At 59.2% G+C, this 19,943-nt stretch carries 20 protein-coding genes; 18 read left to right on the top strand and 2 right to left on the bottom strand.

Annotated elements, in window-relative coordinates:
• Positions 1–82 precede the first annotated feature (82 nt).
• The 5 genes from yabP to spoIIE all read left to right on the top strand — a co-directional run bounded on the left by yabP (position 83) and on the right by spoIIE (position 5,103).
• Complete coding sequence (gene yabP / locus ACFFT4_RS02985) at positions 83–367, top strand: sporulation protein YabP (RefSeq protein WP_378044954.1); 285 nt, start codon at positions 83–85, stop codon at positions 365–367.
• Positions 364–957 carry a spore cortex biosynthesis protein YabQ gene (yabQ, locus tag ACFFT4_RS02990; RefSeq protein WP_378044956.1) on the top strand — a complete coding sequence of 198 codons (594 nt, stop codon included), beginning with the start codon at positions 364–366 and terminating at the stop codon, positions 955–957. The genes yabP and yabQ overlap by 4 nt, the downstream gene beginning before the upstream one ends.
• A 333-nt stretch (positions 958–1,290) precedes the next feature.
• Entirely contained in the window at positions 1,291–1,599 is a 309-nt protein-coding gene (locus ACFFT4_RS02995; protein ID WP_378044958.1) for an FtsB family cell division protein, read from the top strand.
• Positions 1,600–1,725: 126 nt separating this feature from the next.
• Positions 1,726–2,169: a S1 domain-containing RNA-binding protein gene (locus ACFFT4_RS03000; RefSeq protein WP_378044960.1), complete on the top strand. Its 444-nt coding sequence runs from the start codon at positions 1,726–1,728 to the stop codon at positions 2,167–2,169.
• A gap of 387 nt (positions 2,170–2,556) precedes the next feature.
• Positions 2,557–5,103, top strand: coding sequence for a stage II sporulation protein E (gene spoIIE / locus ACFFT4_RS03005; RefSeq protein WP_378044962.1), 2,547 nt, complete (start codon positions 2,557–2,559; stop codon positions 5,101–5,103).
• Between the two features lie 121 nt (positions 5,104–5,224).
• On the opposite strand, the gene ACFFT4_RS03010 is transcribed toward spoIIE, so the two are convergent.
• Both ACFFT4_RS03010 and ACFFT4_RS03015 read right to left on the bottom strand, forming a co-directional pair.
• Positions 5,225–5,416 (bottom strand): hypothetical protein, encoded by a 192-nt coding sequence (locus ACFFT4_RS03010; protein ID WP_378044964.1) that lies wholly within the window; start codon positions 5,414–5,416, stop codon positions 5,225–5,227.
• Positions 5,391–5,657, bottom strand: a complete 267-nt coding sequence (locus ACFFT4_RS03015; protein WP_378044965.1) for a hypothetical protein — start codon at positions 5,655–5,657, stop codon at positions 5,391–5,393. Before ACFFT4_RS03015 ends, ACFFT4_RS03010 begins: the two co-directional genes overlap by 26 nt.
• A gap of 236 nt (positions 5,658–5,893) precedes the next feature.
• On the opposite strand from ACFFT4_RS03015, the gene ACFFT4_RS03020 reads away from it, so the two are divergent.
• The 13 genes from ACFFT4_RS03020 to ACFFT4_RS03080 all read left to right on the top strand — a co-directional run bounded on the left by ACFFT4_RS03020 (position 5,894) and on the right by ACFFT4_RS03080 (position 19,920).
• Entirely contained in the window at positions 5,894–6,649 is a 756-nt protein-coding gene (locus ACFFT4_RS03020) for a hypothetical protein (RefSeq protein ID WP_378045009.1), read from the top strand.
• Positions 6,633–7,556 (top strand): serine/threonine protein kinase, encoded by a 924-nt coding sequence (locus ACFFT4_RS03025; protein ID WP_378044967.1) that lies wholly within the window; start codon positions 6,633–6,635, stop codon positions 7,554–7,556. Before ACFFT4_RS03020 ends, ACFFT4_RS03025 begins: the two co-directional genes overlap by 17 nt.
• A 33-nt stretch (positions 7,557–7,589) precedes the next feature.
• Positions 7,590–9,005 (top strand): tRNA lysidine(34) synthetase TilS, encoded by a 1,416-nt coding sequence (gene tilS, locus ACFFT4_RS03030; protein WP_378044969.1) that lies wholly within the window; start codon positions 7,590–7,592, stop codon positions 9,003–9,005.
• Positions 9,006–9,063: 58 nt separating this feature from the next.
• A complete protein-coding gene (gene hpt / locus ACFFT4_RS03035) occupies positions 9,064–9,603 on the top strand; it encodes a hypoxanthine phosphoribosyltransferase (protein ID WP_378044971.1) in 540 nt (179 codons plus the stop codon).
• An 83-nt stretch (positions 9,604–9,686) separates the two neighbouring features.
• Positions 9,687–11,684: an ATP-dependent zinc metalloprotease FtsH gene (gene ftsH / locus ACFFT4_RS03040; RefSeq protein WP_378044973.1), complete on the top strand. Its 1,998-nt coding sequence runs from the start codon at positions 9,687–9,689 to the stop codon at positions 11,682–11,684.
• Between the two features lie 217 nt (positions 11,685–11,901).
• Positions 11,902–12,840, top strand: coding sequence for a quinolinate synthase NadA (nadA, locus tag ACFFT4_RS03045; protein ID WP_378044975.1), 939 nt, complete (start codon positions 11,902–11,904; stop codon positions 12,838–12,840).
• A 52-nt stretch (positions 12,841–12,892) separates the two neighbouring features.
• Positions 12,893–14,509: an L-aspartate oxidase gene (gene nadB, locus ACFFT4_RS03050; RefSeq protein ID WP_378044976.1), complete on the top strand. Its 1,617-nt coding sequence runs from the start codon at positions 12,893–12,895 to the stop codon at positions 14,507–14,509.
• Complete coding sequence (gene nadC / locus ACFFT4_RS03055; protein WP_378044978.1) at positions 14,502–15,401, top strand: carboxylating nicotinate-nucleotide diphosphorylase; 900 nt, start codon at positions 14,502–14,504, stop codon at positions 15,399–15,401. The genes nadB and nadC overlap by 8 nt, the downstream gene beginning before the upstream one ends.
• On the top strand, positions 15,398–16,162 hold the full coding sequence (locus ACFFT4_RS03060) for a type III pantothenate kinase (protein ID WP_378044979.1): 765 nt from the start codon (positions 15,398–15,400) through the stop codon (positions 16,160–16,162). The genes nadC and ACFFT4_RS03060 overlap by 4 nt, the downstream gene beginning before the upstream one ends.
• A 51-nt stretch (positions 16,163–16,213) precedes the next feature.
• A complete protein-coding gene (gene hslO, locus ACFFT4_RS03065) occupies positions 16,214–17,101 on the top strand; it encodes an Hsp33 family molecular chaperone HslO (protein ID WP_378044981.1) in 888 nt (295 codons plus the stop codon).
• Positions 17,102–17,109: 8 nt separating this feature from the next.
• Positions 17,110–18,069, top strand: coding sequence for a peptidylprolyl isomerase (locus ACFFT4_RS03070; RefSeq protein WP_378044983.1), 960 nt, complete (start codon positions 17,110–17,112; stop codon positions 18,067–18,069).
• A gap of 143 nt (positions 18,070–18,212) precedes the next feature.
• Positions 18,213–19,154, top strand: a complete 942-nt coding sequence (gene cysK, locus ACFFT4_RS03075) for a cysteine synthase A (RefSeq protein WP_378044984.1) — start codon at positions 18,213–18,215, stop codon at positions 19,152–19,154.
• Between the two features lie 175 nt (positions 19,155–19,329).
• Positions 19,330–19,920, top strand: coding sequence for an SGNH/GDSL hydrolase family protein (locus tag ACFFT4_RS03080; protein WP_378044985.1), 591 nt, complete (start codon positions 19,330–19,332; stop codon positions 19,918–19,920).
• Positions 19,921–19,943: the final 23 nt, after the last annotated feature.

Below are 19,943 nucleotides of genomic sequence, written 5' to 3' on the forward strand. Positions count from 1 at the left end.
CCCATAGGCTAGTCTTAAAGTACGTGATCGCAAGCGGACTTTGTGAACTGCCTCTTAAAGTGAGGGCATGGGAGGGAGCGCCATGGAGCATGCGAAGGGAGCCAAGCATCAGGAAGTTCGGATGCTGAACCGCAAAGCGCTGGACATCACGGGCGTCAGCAACGTGGACAGCTTCGACAACGAGGAGTTTCTGCTGGAGACGGAGTGCGGCTTCTTGACCGTTCGCGGCCAAAACCTGCATATGAAAAACCTAAGCCTGGATCAGGGGCTCGTCTCGATCGAAGGGACGATCCATTCCCTGGTGTACCTGGACGGCAGCGCGGCGGGAACGAAGTCCAAAGGGCTGTTCGGGAAGTTGTTCAAGTGAGTGCGGCGGCGCAGGGCATGACGATTGCCACCATGATGCTGTGCGGGCTGGCCATGGGACTGGCGTTCGACGTCTACCGGGTGGCCTCTCACCGGTTTCACGTGGCGCGCTGGCTTCTTCCGGCCTTGGACGCAGCCTACTGGGCGGCCGCCACCTTGGGCGTGTTCGCGGTGCTGCTGACCAGCAATCAAGGCGAGGTGCGCATGTACGTATTCCTCGGCCTGGGGATCGGCGTCACCGGTTATTTCGGCCTGCTGAGTCCGTGGATGGTTCGAATTACCGGCAAGCTCATCGATGCGTTTAAGGCGTTGGCGCTGTTTGCGTGGAGGGTTGTCCGGGCGCTGCTGATCGTCCCCGTGCTTTGGGTTGTCCGATTGTTGGCCAAGCTGCTGGACATTCTGTTCATCGTGACGGCCGCCGCCGTGCTGTGGACGGGCAAGCTGCTGCTCAGGCCGTTCGGCGCGCTCGGCCGCCGGCTGTGGGCCGGGCTGCTGCCCGTAAGACGGAAGCTTGTCCCGGTCGCGAACGCTTATCGCCGTTTTCGCGAACGGATGAGGCAAATCAGGGACATTTTCCGTAAAAAAAGCTAGTGTTCGCATCGTGTTCGTGTTCCTTTGGTTCGACATCGTTCTTGCCGGAATTGAATCCGAAGAAGGATATTTCTCCGTATCTCCAGTATGCTATAATGATCGCGTCGCTCTATTTAAAGAGGTAGTTCAAAAAGTCCGATTTTGATCACGATGTGGTTCGGGAAGTGGATTCGACGTCGAATCTTGAATTCAGCCGGTTCTTCCGGTGCTCACGTAGCTTCCACTACGCTTTACGATCGTTCCTCATCTCCGGTCTTCATCCAACCTTCTCGGTGCTGAAAACCGAACTTTTTGAACAAGGGCGCAAGCATGCTTGGGGAAGGAGGCGTCGGATTGTCTTCGCGTACAATGGCCGCGACACCCGCAGCGACGGGGGCGCGCAGAAGGTTAAAGCTGCTGCTGTTCGTGTTTATCTTGTTTCTTAGCTGGGCCGGCTACGTCTGGATTACCCAGTCCGGGCAGATCAACGACCGTTTGAGTCAATTGGAAGAAGTCAATCACAAGCTCACCGACGCCCAAGCGAAGAACGAGGAACTCCAGCTGCAGATCGCACGCCTGAACGATGACGAATATATCGGGCAGCTTGCCCGCAAAGAACACGGTCTCGGACTTCCCGGAGAAGTGCCGATCAAGACGAAATAAACTTCCTGCAAGCCTCCCGGGTAGACGAACGTCTGTTGACCTTGCTTCCGCTTGTCGTTTATAATTTGCATAACCGGACGTATATCGTCCGGGCATACTCAGGTTCAGGGAGGAACATCGTTTTTTATGGCCATCGAAGTGGGAACCAAACTGGAGGGCAAGGTTACCGGCATTACGCATTTCGGAGCATTCGTGGATTTGACGGGCGGCGTTACGGGGCTCGTTCACATTTCCGAGATTGCGGACAGTTATGTGAAAGACGTACACGAGCACTTGAAGATTAATGACATGGTCAAGGTCAAGGTCATTAACGTGGACAAGGACGGCAAGATCGGACTGTCCATTCGTCAAGCCGTGGACAAACCGCCGGAACAGCAGTACTCGCAACAAACACAACAACGCGGACCCCGCGATCGCGGCGGTCGTCCCTCCAAACCGGGCGGTTTCGGAAGGTCTCCCTCTTTTGATGACAAATTGTCTCGCTTCCTTAAGGACAGCGAAGAACGAATGTCCACTCTTAAGAAAAGCACCGAATCCAAACGTGGCGGACGCGGCGGACGTCGTTCGTAAGATATAAGCAATATTAACCTATCTAGCCGGACCTCGAGGTCCGGCTTTGCTGTGTCTTCGGGCATTTGTTCCCGCATCCTTCGCGCCTATCCGGCAATTGCGCGCGGTTCCCGTCCGCGAGCGGGCGGCACATAGCGCCATCCCCCGTCGGATGAGCGCGTTTTTTCGCTGTCGCAATTCAAGGGAATACCGGGGAGCCGACGGCCGCGAACGCGGGCCGGGCCCATGGGGGCCGGGCGGTTTCGCCGATTCGCGCGGCCGGTCGCCAAAGCCCCTCCGATTGTGTCGGAAAAAACTTTTTGTCCGGCAACCGTTTCTGACAAACTTTATGAAAGCCCCCGCCTATAATTAAGAGCACAATTCAATTTGGTGAATGGGGTGTGCATCATGGACAAGCCGTCCGTCGTTCCTTTCGTTCCTCGCATCGGGACGGGACCTTCCGCGGTTCCCGATCAGAGGGGCAAGAGCTGGTTCAAGAAGCGGAGACGTTCCGCGCGATCTTCCGGTGGAGAAACCGGCAAAGCTTCTCTTCTGCTCCGATGGGGAGCGGCCGTCAAAGAACGGCAGTGGGTGCTGCTGATTATCGCGGCCGGATTTCTGCTCGGCAGAGCGGCCATGCTGGAGGGAATCGCTCCGTTCGCGGCGGCTTACTTCGGGGTCGTGCTGTATTTGAGAAGGGATATGGCCTTCTGGGCGATGCTTTCCTTGACGGCGGGCAGCTTCTGGGCGCTCGATCCGATGCCGGCGGTCATCTGCGCGGAGATCGGCGTGATCTACTTGCTGTATCGCGCCTTGGCGATCTACGAGAAGGCCGAGCTGTCCCAGGCGCCCGTCGTTGTGTTCGCGGCGACGCTGATCGTCAAAGTGTTCGCCGTGCTGCTGGCCGAGGGCGACGGGTGGCTGCCGTACTTGTTAACGCTGGTCGAAGCCTCCCTCGCCTTCGTGCTTACGCTGCTGTTCGTTCATGCGCTGCCCGTGCTGACGCGGACGAAGAGGCCGTTCGAGCTGCGGCACGAGGAATGGGTCGGCATAGCGATTCTGCTGGCCTGTCTGCTCACGGGACTGACGGGCTGGGAAATCTACGGCGTCGCCTTGGCCGGCGTGCTGTCCAGATATTTCGTGGCTGCCAGCGCCTTCGTCGGCGGCGCGGCGTTGGGGACGTCGGCGGGCGTGATCGCCGGCATGATTCTGAGCTTGTCCAATCTGGGAGCGACGTCGGAGATCGGCCTGCTGGCCTTCGGAGGGCTGATGGCGGGGCTTCTGCGGGAAGGAGGCAAGGCGGCTTCGGTCTTCGGCCTGCTGCTCGGCACTTCGGTGTTCGCCTTGTTCGGGGCGACGGCGGCCGACACGATGGCCTCGACGTGGGCGACGGCGGCGGCTTCCGTCCTGCTGCTGCTTACGCCCCACCCGGTTACGGAATCGTTGTCCCGTTTTGTTCCCGGTACTACAAGCTATGCGCAGCACCAGCAGGAATATGCCCAGAAAGTGAGAGATTTGACGGCCGAGCGGGTAGAGAAATTTTCCGAGGTGTTCCGCCAGCTGTCCCGCAGCTTCCGGCAGATGACCCAGGCGGGGGATGCTCCGGCGCAAAACCGCGATTTCGACCATTTCGTCAACGAGGTGCACGAACGGGCCTGCGCCGGCTGTCATCGACGCGACCTGTGCTGGGACGGCCAGTTCATTCAGACGTACAAGCTGATGACGGACATGATGACCGCGGTCGAGCAGTATCCCGACTTGATGGCCTCGCAGCTGCCGAAATCCTGGAACCGGATATGCGTGAAAACTCCGCTCGTGCTGGATGTGATGAAACGGCAGTACGAGGTCTACCGCCACGACCTGCATTGGCGGCAGCAGCTGCAGGACAGCCGCTTTCTCGTCGCCGATCAGCTGTCCGGAGTGTCGCAGGTCATGGACGACCTCGTCAAGGAAATTCGTCGCGAAGCCAAGCAGATGGAAAACCAGGAGCGGCAAATTCGGGATGCCCTCGACCATCTGGGGCTGGCGATTCAAAGCATAGATATTTTGAGTCTGGAGGAGGGACATATCGAGATCGAGATGGTGCACGCTTTCCGCACCGGATACGACGAATGCCGCAAAATGATCGCGCCGATTCTGACGGAGATTCTCGGCGAGACGGTTACGGTCGGCAGCGAGAAGAGCGGGGAGCCGGCCGCGCATCTGAGCACGGTGACGTTCTCGTCGGCGAAAATCTACGAGGTGGAGACGGGGGTGGCGGGCGCCGCGAAGGACGGCGATCTGCTGTCGGGAGACAGCTTCAGCATGGTGGAGCTCGGCAACGGCAAGTTTGCGGTGGCGCTGAGCGACGGGATGGGCAACGGCGTGCGGGCGCGGACGGAGAGCAGCGCGGCGCTGTCGATGCTGGAGCAGCTGCTGCAGTCGGGAATCGACGAACGGCTGGCGGTGAAATCGGTCAATTCGATCCTGCTGCTGCGTTCGCCGGAAGAGATGTTCGCGACGGTGGACCTGGCGCTGATCGATCTGTACACCGCTCATGCCACGATGCTCAAGATCGGCTCGACGCCGAGCTTTATCAAGCGAGGGAGGGAGATTATTCCGATCGCGGCCAACAACCTGCCGATCGGCATTCTGCACGATATCGAGATCGACCTGCTGCGGGTTCAGCTTCAGCCGGGGGACACGCTGATCATGATGACGGACGGCATTCTGGACGCCCCGGGTCATGCGATCAACAAGGAGCAGTGGATGAAGAGGGTGCTGCAGGAGCTGGACGAGGACGATCCCCAGGAGATCGCCGATTCGCTGCTGGATACGGCGCTGCGGCAATATCCCGGCGGCATCAAGGACGACATGACCGTCATCGTCACGCGTATCTCGCGGCATCGTCCGGAATGGGCCGCTTTCCGCTGGCCGGGTCTCGCCAGGATGGAGCGGCCGCGGACGGTGAGCTGACGGAGGGCCAGACGTTGACACACGGTAACACGATAAAGCCGACTCGGACGAGACCTGAGTCGGCTTTATTACGGGCTTTCAGGGAACAGAAGACGCGTACAAGTCCATCTGTTCCAAACTTTCAGAGGGTCAGCCGGTCGTTCTTTCTTGGCGGTGTATAGATTTCAACGGACAAGCCCCCGACGATGACCGGTTTGATATTTTGCTGCATCAGAACATCCGTAATGATGGCCGCCGTGTGCAGCATCTTCTCGAATTTGTCTTTGTCGGCAATCCGTTCGAGGGCTTTATTCGCTTCTCGTATACTTAGCAATCGTCAGCACCCGCCTTTCGGCATCGTAATGAACGTCGCCATTGGTCATGGCGGTCAACAGCTTGCGGCGGGACAGAAGATTAAGCGCCGTGATTTCGTCGGGATCTCTTGGGGACGCCGACCGCCGAAGTTCCCCGGACGATTGCGCGCGCGCTCGAAAAAGCTGAACGGAATGGTCGACAGAGCGGCGAACCGCCGCATCGCTTTTGCGTTTCCGCTCCCGAATATCGGTCAGACTCATTTTCCTCAAGGCTCCTCACCCCTTCCCCTACTCGCATTATCGCCAGCTTGCGGCTAGCGTTATTCCGATCCGTCCGGATTATCTTCTTTCTTTATATTATATCAGCCTGGCGCCGGAACTCTACGGCAATCGCCGCCGAGGAGGCCAATCCTCCAAAAAAAGATTAAATCTCGCACGCTTTGGCGACACTCTTTACTAGATGCTAGATATTCGATAGGAGGAGTGTGTCGGGAATGATGAAGCAAATTCTGCTGATTACGGACGGAGGCTCGAATGTCGGGGAAAGCCCCGTATCCGCGGCGGCGCAAGCGTACGCGGAAGGAATTACGGTGAACGTGGCCGGCGTGGTGGACGAAGGAACGATCGGCGAATACGGCGCGACGGAGATCGCCGAGATCGCGCGGGCGGGCGGAGGAATCAGCCAGATCGTAACGAGCCGGCAGCTGTCCAGGACGGTGCAGATGATGACGAGACAGACGGTGGCGGGTACGATTCGGCAGGCGGTCAATCAGGAGCTTCGCCAGCTGTTCGGGGTGGGCGACGTCGGCTCGCTGCCTCCCGCCAAACGGGGCGAGGTCGTCAAGGTCATGGAGGAGATGGAAGAGACGATGTCCCTTTCCGTCGCGCTGCTGATCGACGCCAGCGCCAGCATGAAGCCGAAGCTGCACGCCGTGGAGGAAGCGATTCGGGATTTGACGCTGAGCTTGCAGGCCCGTGCGGGCAGCAGCCAGGTATCCGTGTTCCATTTTCCCGGGGAATCCCAGTATTCCTACTGCGTGATGGACGCCGGCTGGCACTCGAACGCCTCCAATCTCGGCAAGCTGTTCGGCAAGATCCGCATGCGCGGTACGACTCCGACCGGTCCCGCTCTGCTTCAGGTGGTTGATTATATTCGGGAGACTTGTGGTAAAATAGGCAAAATAGAGCTTATAGACGAGCCGCAGGCTTCGGGCGGGGAGTCGAGCGAGGTGCGGAGTGACAACGTCGTCTGATAGAGAGGCATTGCCCAGAGGCACGGAGATTCGCGGCAAGTGGAACGGCAAGGGCTATCGCTTGGAGCGGCTGCTCGGACTGGGGTCCAACGGGCAGGTCTATTTGGCGTCGGCCGGTCCGCGCGCTCAATGCGCGATCAAGATCGGGCACGAGGCGGCGGAGCTGCAAGGCGAAGTCAACATTCTGACTTCGCTGGACCATTCCGAGAAGGGCCGGCAGCCCTTCCTGCTCGACGTCGACGATGCGGTCATCGACGGGAAGACCATTCCTTACTATGTGATGAGATACGTTCCGGGCGTGCAGCTGAAAACCTATTTAAAACAGCACGGCCCTCATTGGATGGGCGTCATCGGTTACCGTCTGCTGGAAAGGCTATCCCGACTGCATGAAGCCGGCTGGGTGTTCGGGGACGTCAAAAGCGATAACATTCTGGTCGGAGAATACGGCCGGGTGGAGCTGGTCGATTACGGCGGCGCTTCGGCGATCGGGCGCAGCGTGCGGCAGTTCACGGAAATTTACGATCGGGGATACTGGTCCGCCGGGAGCCGCATTGCGGACCCGGCTTACGATCTGTTCGCGGTCGGTTTGCTCTGGGTGCACGCGCTGGACGGCAAGAGGCTCGTTCAGCTGACTCGCACGCTGATTCCCCAGAACCGGCACCCCCGGGAGCTGATGAAGCTCGTGAGAAGCAACCCTCAGCTTCAGCCGGTCGAGGGCTGGATCGAGAAGGCTCTGACGGGCCAGTTCGCCAGCACCCGGGAATCCACCCGCGAATGGCGGGAGGCGGTGCGAGGCTCGCAGCAGCCCAAGCCGGCCGACGACCGGGTGCCGGGCTGGATGGCGGGGCTGCTTGGGGCCGCGATCGTGCTCAGTACGACGCTGGCGGCCATCTGGCTGCTGGACTGAAACCGACGAGTATTCAAAAAGGGGCTATGACGAGTGCGACGGCATGAACACTGGACGGAGGACGTCCAAACGCAGGCGAGGAACGAGGGCTGGTGGCGAGCGGGAGGCACGGTCGTGGCCGCGGTGTCGGGAGGCCCGGATTCGATGGCGCTGCTGCATCTTCTGAAGGAGATGGCGCAGACGGAACCGATGCGAATCGTGGCCGCCCACGCGAACCACCAGTTCCGGGGAGCGGAATCCGACGCGGAAGCGGAGCTGGTGCGCCGGACGGCGGAGCAATGGGGAGTCGTCTTCGAGTCGGCGGAGCTCGGAATGCCCGATTACATAGAAGAAACCGGATTAAACGCCCAGAGCGCGTCCAGGGAAAGACGGTACGCTTTCCTGCGCGAGGTCGCCGGGAAGCACGGCAGCGCCTGCCTGCTGACCGCCCACCATGCCGACGACCAGGCCGAAACGGTGCTGATGAGAATCGTTCGGGGCACGGGAATCGGCGGCTTGTCGGGGATCGCTTATCGCCGGCGGGAAGATCGGTTGGAACTGATTCGCCCTCTGCTGCGTATAACCAAATGTGAGCTTCTGGAGTATTGTAAGCGAAACGGGGTGCCGTACGCGGTAGACAGCAGCAATGCCGAACGCCATTATTTCCGCAACGCCGTTCGGCTCGACGTAATGCCGGCGTTGGAACGGTACAATCCGCGCCTGAAGGATTCGCTCGTCCGACTGGCCGATCAGGCCGCGGCGGACGACGAATATATGGAAGAGCAGACCGTTCGCGTTTTCCGCGAAGCGGCGACCCCGATCGGGGATGGCTTCCGGTTGGAGCGACGACGGTTCCGCGGCCTTCACGTCGCTTTACAACGCAGATTGATTAAATTAATATTAAACTGTTCCGCGAACCCGCGCCAAATGCTGGATTTCCGTCAAGTGGAGGAAATCGTCGGGGCGCTGTCGCAGGAACGTCCCGCATCGATTCGAATGGATCTCGGGGACGGCTGGGTGCTGAACAGGGAATACGACGAGGCGTATATCGGGCCGAAGCCGCCGGAGACGACGGGCTTTGCTTATCCGGCCGACGAGGATACCGCCGAGGTCGCCCTCCCGGATACGGGAGGCCGCATTCGCCTGGAACGGCTCGCAGGAGCCGTGCAAGCCATGCCCGGCAATCGCGGAGAAGCATGCTTCGACGCGGAGGAGCTTCGTTACCCGCTTCTTGTCCGCAGTCGGCTTGCGGGCGATACGATGCAGCCGTACGGACTAAACGGCACCAAAAAAGTGCAAGATATGTTCGTCGATGCCAAAGTGCCGCGCTCGCGGCGCGACAAGCTGCCCCTGCTGGCGGACGCCGCCGGCCGCGTTCTATGGATTCCCGGATTGCGGCGATCGGGCCACGCCCTGGTACGCGAGAATACCCGGACGACGCTTCGCGCGACGTACGAAGAGGAAAACTAGGGCATGATCGGTGTAAAGCAATCATACCGTGTAATAATCTCATTGGGAGGCACCTTCTTTGCAAAACGACATTCAAGAAGTTCTTTACTCGCAAGAAACGATTCAGCAGAAGGTACGGGAATTGGGGGCGGCGATCAGCCGCGATTACGAAGGACGCAATCCGCTCGTGATCTGCGTATTGAAGGGCGCTTTTATTTTTATGGCAGACTTGTCCAAAGGCATCTCGATTCCGATTGAACTGGATTTTATGGCGGTATCGAGCTACGGCAACTCCACAAGATCGTCCGGAGAAGTGAAAATCGTTAAGGATTTGGACGTTTCCGTGGAAGGCCGCGACGTGCTGATCGTCGAAGATATTATCGACAGCGGGTTAACGCTAAGCTATTTGATCGACGTGCTGGAGCGCCGGAACGCGCTGTCCGTCAACGTTGTCGCCCTGTTCGACAAGCCCGGGCGGCGGACGGTCGATTTGAACGCGGACTACACCGGCTTTACGATACCGGACGCCTTCGTAGTCGGCTACGGGCTCGATTATGCGGAGAAGTACCGCAATCTGCCCTACGTCGGGATACTGAAGCCGGAAATATACTCTAACTGACCCGTAGCCGGCGAAGCCGTCTTACTTGGATGGCAAGACAGGCTATGGTAAAATGATGTGAGCGTGTCGAGAGGAGGTCGGGGATGAATCGGTTCATCCGGAACACAGGGTTTTACTTACTTATCTTTTTGGTGACTGTCGGGATCGTTCAATTTTTTATTGCCAAGCAGGACACGACTAAGGAACTGAGCTATAACGAACTCGTCGCGGCAGCGCAGCAAGGCGACGTACAGACGCTGACTTTGCAGGTTCAGAACGGAACCTATCTCATCACCGGCGAATTCAAGCCCAAGGCCGGATCGGAGAAGGGCGAAGCGTTCGCGGGCCGGGCGCCTCTGGCGGATTACGTGCCGGAGCTGTTCACGAACCTCGGGATCGAGAAGAACTTCGAGGTATTATCTAAGAAAATGCCGGGACAAAGCTTCTGGCTGACTTTCTTGACTTCCATCATTCCGTTCATCATCATGTTCGTTCTGTTCTTCTTCCTGATCAATCAGGCGCAGGGCGGCGGCGGCAAGGTGATGAATTTCGGCAAGAGCCGCGCCCGTCTTTATAATGAAGAGAAAAAACGGGTCACCTTCGAGGACGTCGCCGGAGCGGACGAAGAGAAGCAGGAGCTCGTCGAGGTCGTCGAATTCCTGAAGGATCCCCGCAAGTTCGCGGCGGTCGGCGCGCGCATTCCGAAGGGCGTGCTGCTCGTCGGGCCTCCGGGTACCGGTAAAACGCTGCTCGCGCGCGCGGTAGCCGGAGAAGCGGGCGTTCCGTTCTTCACGATCTCCGGTTCGGACTTCGTGGAGATGTTCGTCGGCGTCGGCGCGTCCCGCGTACGGGATTTGTTCGAGAACGCCAAGAAGAACTCGCCGTGTATCATCTTTATCGATGAGATCGACGCCGTCGGCCGTCAGCGGGGCGCAGGCCTCGGCGGCGGACACGACGAGCGCGAGCAGACGTTGAACCAACTGCTCGTCGAGATGGACGGCTTCGGCGCGAACGAGGGCATCATCATCGTAGCCGCGACCAACCGTCCCGACATTCTGGACCCGGCCTTGCTCCGTCCCGGCCGTTTCGACCGGCAGATTACGGTCGACCGCCCGGATGTGAAGGGCCGCGAAGCGGTGCTGAAGGTCCATGCCCGCAACAAGCCGCTTAGCAAAGACGTCAAGCTCGGCACGATCGCCAAGCGGACGACCGGATTTACCGGCGCCGATCTGGAGAACCTGCTGAACGAAGCGGCGCTGCTGGCCGCTCGCCGCAACAAGAAGGACATCGCGATGATCGAGGTCGACGAAGCGATCGACCGTGTCATCGTCGGCACCGAGAAGAAGAGCCGCGTCATCAGCGATCGCGAGAAGCGCATCGTCGCTTATCACGAGGCGGGCCATACGATCGCGGGCTTCTTCCTGGAGCATGCCGATACGGTGCACAAGGTGACGATCATTCCTCGCGGCAAAGCCGGCGGATACGTCATCATGCTGCCCAAGGAAGACCGGATGCTCGTTACGAAGCAGGAGCTGCTCGACAAGGTGACCGGTCTGCTCGCAGGACGCGCGGCCGAAGAAATCTTCATCGGAGAAATCGGCACCGGCGCATACAGCGACTTCAAGCAGGCGACGAGCATCGTTCGCGCGATGATCATGGAATACGGAATGAGCGACAAGCTCGGAACGATGCAGTTCGGCAATTCGCAAGGCCAGGTCTTCCTCGGCCGCGATATCGGCCACGAGCAGAATTATTCCGACAAGATCGCGTACGAGATCGATCAGGAGATGCAGAGCATCACCCGCGAATGCTACGATCGGGCGAAGAAGCTGCTCGCGGAGAAGAGCGCGGAAATGCACCTGATCGCGAAGACGCTGCTCGACGAAGAGACGCTTGATCTGGATCAGATCAAATCTCTGATCGAGAAGGGCGTCATCGGCAACGGAGAGAGCGGCTCGGGAATGGCGGAATCCCACGCGGAGCCTAACGTGGATACGATGGGCAACGTCAAGGTGCGGATTCAAACCCGCGAGGACGGAGACCCGTACCCGTCGGGCCTGGATTTGCGCAAGGGAGAAGGCGGCTCCGAGGAGCCGAAATAATGACAGAGCGAGACGGGATGCTCCGGGCTGCGGCAACGCGCGGAGGCATCCCGTTTTTTTGTGAAAAAACCTTTACAGATCAATTGACAGTCCTATCCCGCAAGTGTAAATTAAATGTTAATGAACGAAGTGCTCTTCGTCCACAATATAGACAACATTCCCGCCATGTTTGTGCATGGATTCACAAACATTTGGCAGTCAAGGGAGGAGAATTCGCATGGAGGCCCTGGCCTTGGAGCGTAAAGCCGAGCAGAACCGCGAACTGCGCGAACGGCTGATGCAGCTGAAGAAGGAACGCAACGCCATTATTCTCGCTCATTATTATCAGCGGGATGAAATACAAGAGGTCGCGGACTTCAGGGGAGATTCGTTCCTCCTCGCGCAGAAAGCCGCGTCCACGGACGCCGACGTTATCGTCTTCTGCGGCGTCCATTTTATGGGAGAGAGCGCCAAGATTCTGGCTCCGCACAAGACCGTGCTCGTACCGGACGAACGAGCGGGCTGCCCGATGGCCGACATGGTCAATCCGATCGGCTTGCGGGAGCTGAAAGCGAAGCACCCGAATGCGAAAGTGGTTACGTATATCAATTCCTCCGCGGACGTGAAAGCGGAGACCGACATCTGCTGTACGTCGGCGAACGCCGTGAAGGTCGTCAACTCCGTCGACGCGGAGGAGATCATCTGGTGCCCGGACAAGAACCTGGGCCATTACGTCTCCCAGCATACCGACAAGAAGATGATCATCTGGGAAGGCTACTGCAACACCCACGACATGCTGACGATCAAGGACGTCGAAGAGATGCGGGCGAAATATCCGAACGCGCAGTTCGTCGTACACCCGGAGTGTCGTCCGGAAGTGGTCGAGATGGCCGACTTCGTCGGCAGCACGACCGGCATTCTGAAGTATTGCCGCGAATCGAGCCATGACGAGTTCATCGTCGGCACGGAGGACGGCACGGGATATCAATTGCGGCTCGACAGCCCGAACAAGCAGTTTCATTTCGCTTCGAAGTTCCTGGTATGCCCGAACATGAAGGTCAACAACCTGAAGAAGGTCGTTAAGGCGTTGGAGACGATGCAGCCGGAAATTTATGTGCCGCAGGACGTTGCGGACAAAGCTCGTTTATCGCTGGAGCGCATGCTGCTGGTCAAGTAATCGGCCGGCCGCCTGCGCTACTCTATTGTCGGAGTGGGAGACGAATACCCTTATGATTCCACGATACGTTGTCGATTTTGATCTGCACAAGCTTCCTCGCATAGATACGGACGTCATCGTGATCGGGGCCGGCATTGCCGGCCTTTTTACGGCGCTCAAATCGAGCGAGACGCAGCGGGTGCTGATGATTACGAAGAAGTCGCTGTTCGACAGCAACACCCGTTACGCGCAAGGCGGCATCGCCGCCGTGATGTCGGATGACGATTCCCCCGAGTTTCTGGCCCAGGACACGTTGGTCGCCGGAGCCGGTCTATGCGAGACCGCGGCGGTGGACGTTCTCGTGCACGAAGGTCCCCAGGGCGTGCAGGAATTGATTCGCTATGGCACGATGTTCGACGAAGAGGACGGGCATTACGCCTTGACCAAGGAAGGGGCGCACAGCCAGCGGCGCATTCTGCACGCGAACGGGGACGCAACCGGATACGAGATCGTTCGGGCTCTGGCGGAGAGAGTGAAGAACGGCTCCGGCATCGAGCTGTGGGACGATCATTTCGTGCTGGACCTGCTTACGGAGGACGGCGAGTGCCGGGGCGCGCTTGTGCAGAAGCCCGACGGCTCGCGCGTCGCGGTGTTCGGCAAAGCGACGATTCTATGCACGGGCGGGACGGGACAGCTCTACCGCTATACGACGAATCCGGAGGTCGCGACCGGCGACGGCGTCGCCATGGCTTACCGGGCGGGCGCGGATATCCGCGATATGGAATTCAACCAGTTTCACCCGACCTCTCTCTGTTACCCCGGCGCGCCGAGATTTCTGATCTCGGAGGCGGTGCGAGGCGAAGGCGCTTACCTGCGAAACATTCGCGGGGAGCGTTTTATGGCAAATTACCATCCGCAGCTGGAGCTCGCTCCACGGGATATCGTGGCGAGAGCGATCGTCAGCGAGATGGAAGCGACCAATTCGACCTATGTCTACATCGATATTACGCATGAGCCGCCGGAGAAGATCCGCCATCGTTTTCCGACCATTCACGAATATTGTCTGAAATTCGGACTGGACATGACGACGGACTGGATTCCGGTCGCTCCCGCCGCGCATTATATGATGGGCGGAGTCAAGACGGATTTGCACGGGGAGACGAGCATCCGCCGCTTGTACGCTTGCGGCGAGGCTTCTTCGACGGGCGTGCACGGGGCGAACCGGCTGGCGAGCAATTCGCTGTCGGAGGCGATCGTGTTCGGACAGCGGATCGTGGACGCGATCGCCAAGCTGCCGGAGCCGCCGGCCGCCGCGGAGAACGGTCCGGCTTCGGACCGCCACGCGGTGCTGAACGGAACGCTGATCGAGAGAAGGCTGAAGCTGCAGAAGACGATGGTTCGCTATGTCGGACTTTTCCGGGATCGCGCCGGCTTGCTTAAAGGGCTCGAGGATCTGAAGAAGCAGCTTCCGCTGTTCCAGATGAATCTGACCAAGAAAGAAGAATTGGAATACGCCAACCTGCTCACTTGCGCTTTGCTGGTCGCCGAGGGGGCTCTGCATCGCGAAGAGAGCCGCGGCGGACATTATCGGGAGGATTACCCGCAGAAGGATGATCTTCACTGGCGGGTTCATACGATTTTGCAGCGGGAAAAAGGGATACGCACAGAAAGGGTCGACGACAATGTTTGAACGGGAAAGCGATTGGGCGATCGGCGGTCCGGCCGTCGAGGCGGTGAAGGAGCAGCTTCGCGCCTGGCTGGCGGAGGATATCGGCTCGGGCGATGTGACGACGATGTCGACGGTGCCGCCGGGCCATCAATCGAAGGGCATTATCCATGCCAAGCAGGCGGGCGTACTCGCGGGCATCCCCCTGGCCCGCCTCGTATTCGAGACGGTCGATCCGGCCTTGAAGTTCGACGCGCTGGCCTCGGACGGAGCGGTTGTGGAACGGGGCACGGTGCTTGCCGTCGTCGAAGGCTCTACGCACGGCATTCTGACGGGAGAACGCTTGGCGCTAAATCTGCTGCAGCGGCTGTCCGGGATCGCGACGAAAACGGGCGAATACGTCGCCGGCGCGAAGGGCACCCCGGTGCGGGTGACGGATACGCGCAAGACGACGCCGGGCCATCGCACGCTGGAGAAGTACGCGGTCCGGATCGGCGGCGGAGCGAACCATCGGTTCGGCTTGTATGACGCCGTCATGATCAAGGATAACCATATTAAAGCCGCCGGAGGCATTACGGCGGCCGTGCAGAGCGCCAAGTCCCGAATCCCCCACACGATGATGATCGAGGTGGAGGCCGAATCGCTGGCGCAGGCCGAGGAAGCGGTCCGCGCGGGCGCGCATATCGTCATGCTCGACAATATGAGCACGACGGCGATGGCGGAGACGGTCAAGGCGCTGAGGCAATCCGCGTCTCATATTGTGTTGGAGGCCTCGGGCGGCATTACGCCGGAGAGAGTGGGAGAGATCGCGCGCTGCGGCGTCGACGTCATCTCGGTCGGCGGTCTGACGCATTCTTTTCAGGCGCTGGACATCAGTCTCGACCTGAATGCGAAGAAGCCGGGAGGTACGCCATGATTCTCGTCGTCGATGTCGGCAACACGAATATCGTGCTGGGGCTGTACGAGGGCCGGAAGCTGACGCATCATTGGCGAATGAGCACGAATCGTTCCGCCACCGTGGACGAGTACGGGGTGCTGATCCACAACTTGTTCCAGCTTGCCAGCGTGCGGGCGGAACAGATTGAGGACGTCATTCTGTCCTGCGTCGTGCCTCCGATTATGAACACGCTGGAGAGGCTGTTCGAAACTTACCTGGACAAGCAGGCTCTCGTGGTCGGACCGGGCATCAAGACGGGATTAAACATCCGGTACGAGAATCCGCGCGAGGTCGGGGCGGACCGGATCGTCAACGCGGTGGCGGGCATCGAGCAGTACGGGATGCCGCTGGTCATCGTGGATTTCGGAACGGCGACGACCTTCGATTATATCGATCCGACGGGCGCGTACATCGGAGGAGCGATCGTGCCGGGCATCGGCATCTCCGCGGAGGCGCTGTATCAGCGGGCGGCGAAGCTGCCGCGGATCGAGCTGTCCAAGCCGAAGACGGTCGTCGGGCGCAATACGGTGGCGGCCATGCAGTCCGGCATTATCTATGGCTACGCCGGGCAAGTAGACGGCATCGTCAAGCGCATTCGCCAGGAGTTCGGCGTGCAGCCGAGAGTGATCGCGACCGGCGGTTTGGCCGAGCTGATCGCCGAGGAATCGGAGACGATCGAGACGGTCGATCCGCTGCTGACGCTTGAGGGTCTACGGATTGTATATGAACGGAATAGGTAACAATAGATTGTCGGACGGATTGGATTTCTCCGCCGAGGGAGGTCGAAGGATATGGCTTTGAAGGATGAATTGGTAAGAGGCACCGCATGGGACGGCGGCTTGCGGGTGTTCGCCGCGCGCACGACCGTACTCGTGTCGGAGCTGCAGCGCAGGCAGGATACGTTCCCCGTGGCGACCGCGGCGCTTGGCCGTACGGCCACGGCGGCGGCGATGATGGGCATTATGCTGAAGGGCGAGGAGAGGCTGACGGTTCAGATCAAGGGGGACGGGCCGATCGGACAGATCGTCGTCGACGCCAACGCGGCGGGCGAAGTGAGAGGTTACGTCGATTATCCGCACGTTCATCTGCCGAGCAACAGCCAGGGCAAGCTGGACGTGGCCGGCGTCGTCGGACGAACGGGGCATCTGCACGTCACGAAGGATTTGGGGCTTAAGGATCCGTACAGAGGCAGCGTGCCGATTATTTCCGGCGAGATTGCCGAGGATTTTACTTTGTATTTCGCCGATTCGGAGCAGACGCCTTCGGCGGTAGGTCTCGGCGTGCTCGTCGAAACGGACAATTCCGTTATTCATGCGGGCGGCTTCATCGTTCAGGTGCTGCCGGGCCTGCCGGAAGAACGCCTCGTTCGACTGGAACAGGCGATCGCGGCGATGCCGCACGTGACGGCTCTGCTGGATCAGGGGGAGACTCCGGAAGGCGTGCTTCGTTTTCTGTTGGGCGACGACGTGACGATCCATCAGACGATCGAGCCGATATTCCAATGCAATTGCTCCAAGGAGAGGTTCGAGAGGGCGCTGCTGACGATCGGCAGGCGCGAGCTGAGAAGCCTGATCGACGAGGACGGCCAGGCGGAGACGCACTGCCATTTCTGCAATGAGAAATACTTGTTCGACGGCGAGGAGCTGGAAGCTCTCTATCGCCTTGCGGACCGGGAGTAACGGAAGGGATGATTCCGATGAGGGAGACGATACGGCGCATGCCGCCGCTCGTACTGATGACCCTCTTGGCGACGCTGATGCTCGCGGCCGGCTGCAGCAAGGAAGACGGCTCGCTCGCTCCGAACGATCATGAGCCGTCGGAATCGGCGTTCGGCGGCGGAGAAGAAGTGATCGCCACCGTAGGGAATACGTCTATTTCGCGCCAACAGTTGCTGGAACGACTGTTGGCTTCTTACGGTTCCCAGGTTCTCAGAAGCATGATGCTGGCCGAGGCCGTTCACGAGGAAGCCCAGGCCCTGCGCATCGAGGTGACGGAAGATGAGCTGGAGCGGGAGTTAAAATGGATGAGCCAGGGCTACGAGGACGAGGCCGATTTCTACCGGTCCATGAAGGAGCAGCTCGGCATGGGCCGCGAGGATGTTCGGGAGGACGCGCGCTACCGGCTGCTGCTGGAGAAGCTGGCGACCTATCAGGTCGAGGTGTCTCCCGAAGAGGTCGGAAGATATCTGGACGAGCACTGGGCGGAATTTCAGCCGGTCAGACAGTACCATCTGTCCAAAATCCTCGTACAGACGGAGGAATTGGCGAGAGGACTGCTGGAGAAGCTGGGCGAGGGTGAGGATTTCGCGGAGCTGGCCCGAACGTTCTCCATCGACGAATTCACCGCGGATCAAGGCGGCGACGCGGGCTGGATCGATTCCAACGATCCGTTCGAAGCCGTTCCGGTGCTGGAGCAGGCTTCCCGGATGCAGATCGGGGAGACGACCGGCCCGATTCGGACGGACCTGGGCTTCGCGATCCTTCGGCTGGACGGCGTCAGCGAGGTTCAGACCCGCTCCGAAGAGGAGATCCGGCTGGAAGCGGAGAAGCAGATCGCACTGGGCAAAGCGGTTCCGGCCGGCGACCTGGAGCGGGCGCTGCTGGACAAGTACGGCGCCGTCGTTCTCGACCGGGCTTTGGGCTTCTGACCGAATTATCGTCCGCGGTTAACCAGCTATTGACAATCCTCTTGGCGGTCTGCTAAGATGAAATCAGAATGAATGCCGACTGTTTTAGTCGGAATAACGATACCAGGCGCATAGCCGCTATCTCGTAGGAGGGAACAACTTTAATGGCCAAGATTGTTCAGAACGTGACCCAGCTTATCGGCGATACGCCGCTTGTTCGCTTGAACCGCGTGGTGCCTGAGGGCAGCGCGGAAATTTACGTTAAGCTCGAATATCAGAACCCGGGTTCGAGCGTTAAGGACCGCATCGCCATCAGCATGGTCGAGGAAGCGGAGAAGCAAGGCATCATCAAGCCGGGCGTCAGCACGATCGTCGAGCCGACGAGCGGCAACACCGGAATCGGTCTGGCCATGGTTGCCGCGGCCAAAGGCTACCGCGCAATTCTCGTTATGCCCGAGACGATGAGCTTGGAGCGCCGCAACCTGCTTCGCGCTTACGGAGCGGAGCTTGTGCTGACTCCGGGATCGGAAGGCATGAACGGCGCCGTCAAGAAAGCCGAAGAAGTCGTTAAGGAAAACCCGGACTATTTCATGCCGCAGCAGTTCAAAAACCAAGCGAACGTGAAGATTCACCGCGAGACGACGGGACCGGAGATCGTCGAAGCAATCAAATCCTACGACGGCAAGATCGACGCGTTCGTGGCCGGCATCGGCACGGGCGGCACGATCTCGGGCGCGGGCGAAGTGCTGAAGGAGAATTTCCCGAACATCAAGATTTATGCGGTAGAGCCGGCAGCGTCCCCTCTCTTGTCCGGCGGCGGCCCGGGTCCTCACAAGATCCAAGGGATCGGAGCGAACTTCATTCCCGAAATCCTGAATCGCGAAGTTTACGACGGCGTGATCACGATCGAGAACGAAGAGGCGTTCGAGACGGCGCGTACCGTTGCCAAGAAGGAAGGGCTGCTGGTCGGCATTTCTTCCGGTGCGGCGATCTACGCGGCGCTTAAGGTGGCGAAGGAGCTGGGCGAAGGCAAGCGCGTCGTAGCGATCGTTCCTTCCAACGGCGAACGTTACTTGAGCACGCCTCTGTTTAACTTCGAGAACTAATTTCGAATTCCCTCATTAGACGGTTCCTTATCCGGATACGGATAGGGAGCCGTCTTTTGCGCACGTCCGAAGAGCAGGAAAGCCGGATTCGGCCCGACCGGACCCGTCCGGAATCCCGATCGAATTCCTCTCGGATATGATATAGTAGTGGAAATGGAGATGGAGGCTGGCCAGGATGAAGAAGGTCCTTTTGTTGGGCGATTCGATCCGCATGGGGTACGACGAGTATGTTAAGGATATTTTGCGGGGGAAATGCGAGGTTTATTACGACGATGCGGACAACGGCCGTTTTGCGGCCTATACGCTCTGGCAGGTCAACCAGCTATTCGTAAAATACGGCAGGTTTGACGTAGTTCACTGGAATAACGGATACTGGGATATGAACATCGAAGCGCCGATGACGGAAGCGATCCACCCGCTCGACGAGTACGTTCATTTTCTCAAAAGGATCATCCGGGAAATTCGCCGGAACGGCGCCGAAATCATATTCGCGACGACGACTCCCATTCTCAGCGGCGGTTCCACCCTGGACAACACGGGAACCGGGGTGAAAATAAACTACAGCAACGATTGGGTCGTCAGCTACAATAACGCGGCTAAAAAACTGGCGGCGGAAGAAAATATTACGGTAAACGATCTCTATACGCTGATGCTTCAAGATAAAAACTATTATAAATGCGAGGACATGCTGCACCTGACGGATGAAGGCTACAGGCTGTGCGCCGAACAGGCGGCAAAACTTATTCTCGAAAAGCTGGAGAAATAGAACCTTCTATACAAAGACAGAGA

The organism is Cohnella cellulosilytica (genome assembly GCF_042431195.1).
Taxonomy (GTDB): Bacteria; Bacillota; Bacilli; order Paenibacillales; family Paenibacillaceae; genus Cohnella; species Cohnella cellulosilytica.

Bases quoted from the DNA above. Each gene is read 5' to 3' on its own strand.
- yabP (WP_378044954.1), top strand. From the start codon at position 83: ATGGAGCATGCGAAGGGAGCCAAGCATCAGGAAGTTCGGATGCTGAAC.
- ACFFT4_RS03000 (WP_378044960.1), top strand. From the start codon at position 1,726: ATGGCCATCGAAGTGGGAACCAAACTGGAGGGCAAGGTTACCGGCATT.
- spoIIE (WP_378044962.1), top strand. From the start codon at position 2,557: ATGGACAAGCCGTCCGTCGTTCCTTTCGTTCCTCGCATCGGGACGGGA.
- ACFFT4_RS03015 (WP_378044965.1), bottom strand. From the start codon at position 5,657: ATGAGTCTGACCGATATTCGGGAGCGGAAACGCAAAAGCGATGCGGCG.
- ACFFT4_RS03020 (WP_378045009.1), top strand. From the start codon at position 5,894: ATGAAGCAAATTCTGCTGATTACGGACGGAGGCTCGAATGTCGGGGAA.
- ftsH (WP_378044973.1), top strand. From the start codon at position 9,687: ATGAATCGGTTCATCCGGAACACAGGGTTTTACTTACTTATCTTTTTG.
- nadA (WP_378044975.1), top strand. From the start codon at position 11,902: ATGGAGGCCCTGGCCTTGGAGCGTAAAGCCGAGCAGAACCGCGAACTG.
- nadB (WP_378044976.1), top strand. From the start codon at position 12,893: ATGATTCCACGATACGTTGTCGATTTTGATCTGCACAAGCTTCCTCGC.
- nadC (WP_378044978.1), top strand. From the start codon at position 14,502: ATGTTTGAACGGGAAAGCGATTGGGCGATCGGCGGTCCGGCCGTCGAG.
- ACFFT4_RS03060 (WP_378044979.1), top strand. From the start codon at position 15,398: ATGATTCTCGTCGTCGATGTCGGCAACACGAATATCGTGCTGGGGCTG.
- hslO (WP_378044981.1), top strand. From the start codon at position 16,214: ATGGCTTTGAAGGATGAATTGGTAAGAGGCACCGCATGGGACGGCGGC.
- ACFFT4_RS03070 (WP_378044983.1), top strand. From the start codon at position 17,110: ATGATTCCGATGAGGGAGACGATACGGCGCATGCCGCCGCTCGTACTG.
- cysK (WP_378044984.1), top strand. From the start codon at position 18,213: ATGGCCAAGATTGTTCAGAACGTGACCCAGCTTATCGGCGATACGCCG.
- ACFFT4_RS03080 (WP_378044985.1), top strand. From the start codon at position 19,330: ATGAAGAAGGTCCTTTTGTTGGGCGATTCGATCCGCATGGGGTACGAC.